The sequence below is a fragment of the Agromyces bauzanensis genome, from assembly GCF_014645655.1.
Lineage (GTDB): Bacteria > Actinomycetota > Actinomycetes > Actinomycetales > Microbacteriaceae > Agromyces > Agromyces bauzanensis.
Genome location: NZ_BMMD01000048.1, coordinates 1 through 5,329, shown reverse-complemented (window position 1 = coordinate 5,329; position 5,329 = coordinate 1). Strand labels below are relative to the sequence as shown.

Genomic DNA, 5,329 nt, shown 5'->3' with positions numbered 1-5,329 from the left:
GGGGGGATGGGTTTTTTTGGATTGATGGACAGTCAGCAGTTTTGATTGTTTTTCAGCCTGAGATCAGATTTGCCTGATGCCTTTCGGGGTTGTTGGGTGCCAAGTTTTTTTGGAGAGTTTGATCCTGGCTCAGGACGAACGCTGGCGGCGTGCTTAACACATGCAAGTCGAACGATGATCTCCAGCTTGCTGGGGGGATTAGTGGCGAACGGGTGAGTAACACGTGAGTAACCTGCCCTGGACTCTGGGATAACCCCGAGAAATCGGAGCTAATACCGGATAGGACCTTGGACCGCATGGTTTGGGGTGGAAAGTTTTTTCGGTTTGGGATGGACTCGCGGCCTATCAGCTTGTTGGTGAGGTAATGGCTCACCAAGGCGTCGACGGGTAGCCGGCCTGAGAGGGTGACCGGCCACACTGGGACTGAGACACGGCCCAGACTCCTACGGGAGGCAGCAGTGGGGAATATTGCACAATGGGCGCAAGCCTGATGCAGCAACGCCGCGTGCGGGATGACGGCCTTCGGGTTGTAAACCGCTTTTAGTGGGGAAGAAGGGGCTCCTTCGGGGGTTTTGACGGTACTTGCAGAAAAAGGACCGGCTAACTACGTGCCAGCAGCCGCGGTAATACGTAGGGTCCGAGCGTTGTCCGGAATTATTGGGCGTAAAGAGCTCGTAGGCGGTTTGTCGCGTCTGCTGTGAAATCCCGAGGCTCAACCTCGGGTCTGCAGTGGGTACGGGCAGACTGGAGTGCGGTAGGGGAGAATGGAATTCCTGGTGTAGCGGTGGAATGCGCAGATATCAGGAGGAACACCGATGGCGAAGGCAGTTCTCTGGGCCGTGACTGACGCTGAGGAGCGAAAGCGTGGGGAGCGAACAGGATTAGATACCCTGGTAGTCCACGCCGTAAACGTTGGGCGCTAGATGTGGGGACCTTTCCACGGTTTCCGTGTCGTAGCTAACGCATTAAGCGCCCCGCCTGGGGAGTACGGCCGCAAGGCTAAAACTCAAAGGAATTGACGGGGGCCCGCACAAGCGGCGGAGCATGCGGATTAATTCGATGCAACGCGAAGAACCTTACCAAGGCTTGACATACACCGGAACACCCTGGAGACAGGGGACTCTTTGGACACTGGTGTACAGGTGGTGCATGGTTGTCGTCAGCTCGTGTCGTGAGATGTTGGGTTAAGTCCCGCAACGAGCGCAACCCTCGTCGCATGTTGCCAGCACGTCGTGGTGGGAACTCATGTGAGACTGCCGGGGTCAACTCGGAGGAAGGTGGGGATGACGTCAAATCATCATGCCCCTTATGTCTTGGGCTTCACGCATGCTACAATGGCCGGTACAAAGGGCTGCGATGTCGTAAGGCGGAGCGAATCCCAAAAAGCCGGTCTCAGTTCGGATTGAGGTCTGCAACTCGACCTCATGAAGTCGGAGTCGCTAGTAATCGCAGATCAGCAACGCTGCGGTGAATACGTTCCCGGGCCTTGTACACACCGCCCGTCAAGTCATGAAAGTCGGTAACACCCGAAGCCGGTGGCCTAACCCCGTGTGGGAGGGAGCCGTCGAAGGTGGGATCGGTGATTAGGACTAAGTCGTAACAAGGTAGCCGTACCGGAAGGTGCGGCTGGATCACCTCCTTTCTAAGGAGCAGCTCGGAGTCCTCTTGGGGGCTTCGTAGTGCATGCCGGGTCAGACCGAACGTGTCTGCCGGCTGCTCATGGGTGGAACATTGACATAGGCATCAGCTGAGTCGTCCTGGTCCCAGTACGCCGTTTCCTTCGGGGGGTGGTTGGAACGGGTCGGGGTCGAGGGGGTTGGTGCGTGCACGCTGTTGGGTCCTGAGGGACCGGGCGCGTCTCCTGGCCGTTGTGGTCGGGGGTGGTTTGGACTCTTCAGGCCTTCACCGAGGCCGGCAGGTTCTGCTGGTGGGTGTGGGGGTTCTGGCCGTCTGTTGAGAACTGCATAGTGGACGCGAGCATCTTAGATCCAACGTTTTCGGACGTTGGGTCACAGTAGGTGAATCGCCAAGTCGGGTGCCCTTCGGGGTGCCCTGTTTGGTGTTCACTGGTCAATTTCTCACCCATGCCTTCGGGTGTGGGTGTGCGATTCGAACTCATGTGATTTCAAGTTTCTAAGAGCAAACGGTGGATGCCTTGGCATCTGGAGCCGAAGAAGGACGTCGTAATCTGCGATAAGCCTCGGGGAGCTGATAAACGAGCTGTGATCCGAGGATTTCCGAATGGGGAAACCCCGCTGGGCCCTTTGGGTGACCTGGTGACTCCCGCTTGAATGTATAGGGCGGGTAGAGGGAACGTGGGGAAGTGAAACATCTCAGTACCCACAGGAAGAGAAAACAACCGTGATTCCGTGAGTAGTGGCGAGCGAAAGCGGATGAGGCTAAACCGGTCATGTGTGATACCCGGCAGGGGTTGCATGGTCGGGGTTGTGGGACCTTTCGGGTCGATCTGCCGGTCGACCGCGGTGACGTGTCGGGTATAGACGAACCGGATTGAATGCCGGACCGGAGTGGGTGTGAGTCCCGTAGTCGAAATGCCTGGCCGGCCGGAGGGGTATCCCAAGTAGCACGGGGCCCGAGAAATCCCGTGTGAATCTGTCAGGACCACCTGATAAGCCTAAATACTCCCAGATGACCGATAGCGGACAAGTACCGTGAGGGAAAGGTGAAAAGTACCCCGGGAGGGGAGTGAAATAGTACCTGAAACCGTTTGCTTACAAACCGTCGGAGCCTCCGTGTTGGGGTGACGGCGTGCCTTTTGAAGAATGAGCCTGCGAGTTAGTGATCTGTGGCGAGGTTAACCCGTGTGGGGTAGCCGTAGCGAAAGCGAGTCTGAATAGGGCGTTTGAGTCGCGGGTCCTAGACCCGAAGCGAAGTGATCTATCCATGGCCAGGTTGAAGCGACGGTAAGACGTCGTGGAGGACCGAACCCACTTCAGTTGAAAATGGAGGGGATGAGCTGTGGATAGGGGTGAAAGGCCAATCAAACTTCGTGATAGCTGGTTCTCTCCGAAATGCATTTAGGTGCAGCGTTGCGTGTTTCTTGCCGGAGGTAGAGCTACTGGATGGCCGATGGGCCCTAAAAGGTTACTGACGTCAGCCAAACTCCGAATGCCGGTAAGTGAGAGCGCAGCAGTGAGACGGTGGGGGATAAGCTTCATCGTCGAGAGGGAAACAACCCAGACCACCGACTAAGGTCCCTAAGCGCGTGCTAAGTGGGAAAGGATGTGGAGTTGCACAGACAACCAGGAGGTTGGCTTAGAAGCAGCCACCCTTGAAAGAGTGCGTAATAGCTCACTGGTCAAGTGATTCCGCGCCGACAATGTAACGGGGCTCAAGCACGCCACCGAAGTCGTGGCATTACCGCATATCGATAGGCCTTCGTGGTCCAGTCGTGGTGATGGGTAGGAGAGCGTCGTGTGGCGGGTGAAGCGGCGGTGTGAACCAGCCGTGGACGCCACACGAGTGAGAATGCAGGCATGAGTAGCGAAAGACGGGTGAGAAACCCGTCCTCCGGAAGACCAAGGGTTCCAGGGTCAAGCTAATCTGCCCTGGGTAAGTCGGGACCTAAGGCGAGGCCGACAGGCGTAGTCGATGGACAACGGGTTGATATTCCCGTACCGGCGAAGAACCGCCCACACGAGATCAGGAGTGCTAAGCATCCCAAGCCCTGTCCGACCCTTCGGGGAAGGGTGGGGGGCGGCATGCGACCCCGTCTGGTGGAGTGAGCGTATCAACAGGTGTGACGCAGGAAGGTAGCCGAACCCGGGCGATGGTTGACCCGGGGCAAGCGTGTAGGCCGGACCGTAGGCAAATCCGCGGTTCATGAAGGCTGAGACGCGATGCGGATGAAAAGTCGGTGATCCTCTGCTGCCGAGAAAAGCATCGACGCGAGGTTCCAGCCGCCCGTACCCCAAACCGACTCAGGTGGTCAGGTAGAGAATACCGAGGAGATCGAGAGAATCGTGGTTAAGGAACTCGGCAAAATGCCCCCGTAACTTCGGGAGAAGGGGGGCCCGAAGCGTGAACCCACTTGCTGGGGGAAGCGTGGAGTGGCCGCAGAGACCAGTGGGAAGCGACTGTTTACTAAAAACACAGGTCCGTGCGAAGTCGCAAGACGATGTATACGGACTGACGCCTGCCCGGTGCTGGAAGGTTAAGAGGACCGGTCAGCCGCAAGGCGAAGCTGAGAATTCAAGCCCCAGTAAACGGCGGTGGTAACTATAACCATCCTAAGGTAGCGAAATTCCTTGTCGGGTAAGTTCCGACCTGCACGAATGGCGTAACGACTTCCCAGCTGTCTCAACCGCGAACTCGGCGAAATTGCATTACGAGTAAAGATGCTCGTTACGCGCAGCAGGACGGAAAGACCCCGTGACCTTTACTACAGCTTGGTATTGGTGTTCGGTGTGGCTTGTGTAGGATAGGTGGGAGACTTTGAAGCGGGCACGCCAGTGTTCGTGGAGTCGTTGTTGAAATACCACTCTGGTCACTCTGGATATCTAACTTCGAACCGTGATCCGGTTCAGGGACAGTGCCTGGTGGGTAGTTTAACTGGGGCGGTTGCCTCCCAAAGAGTAACGGAGGCGCCCAAAGGTTCCCTCAACCTGGTTGGCAATCAGGTGGCGAGTGTAAGTGCACAAGGGAGCTTGACTGTGAGACTGACAGGTCGAGCAGGGACGAAAGTCGGGACTAGTGATCCGGCAGTGGCTTGTGGAAGCGCTGTCGCTCAACGGATAAAAGGTACCTCGGGGATAACAGGCTGATCTTGCCCAAGAGTCCATATCGACGGCATGGTTTGGCACCTCGATGTCGGCTCGTCGCATCCTGGGGCTGGAGTAGGTCCCAAGGGTTGGGCTGTTCGCCCATTAAAGCGGTACGCGAGCTGGGTTTAGAACGTCGTGAGACAGTTCGGTCCCTATCCGCTGCGCGCGTAGGAAATTTGAGAGGATCTGACCCTAGTACGAGAGGACCGGGTTGGACGAACCTCTGGTGTGCCAGTTGTTCCGCCAGGAGCACCGCTGGTTAGCTACGTTCGGGATGGATAACCGCTGAAAGCATCTAAGCGGGAAGCCGGCCTCGAGATGAGATTTCCATCCCTTCGGGGGAGAGGCTCCCAGCCAGACGACTGGGTTGATAGGCCGGATGTGGAAGACAGGACCAACGACTGTCGCAGCTGACCGGTACTAATACGCCGATGACTTGACAATCACCACACACAACATCGTTGTAAGGCAGCGTTGTGTGGCCCAGGATTGCTCGCGTCCACTCTGTGGTTCCCAACAGACGGAAACACAACACAACACAACAC

General features: G+C 57.0%; 2 rRNA genes. Both read left to right on the top strand.

What is annotated here, in order from left to right:
- Window positions 1–106 precede the first annotated feature (106 nt).
- Window positions 107–1,642 (top strand): 16S ribosomal RNA (locus IEX31_RS18145).
- A 481-nt stretch (window positions 1,643–2,123) separates the two neighbouring features.
- Window positions 2,124–5,228, top strand: a 23S ribosomal RNA gene (locus IEX31_RS18140).
- Together the 16S and 23S rRNA genes form the textbook arrangement of a ribosomal RNA operon.
- The last annotated feature ends 101 nt before the right edge of the window (window positions 5,229–5,329 follow it).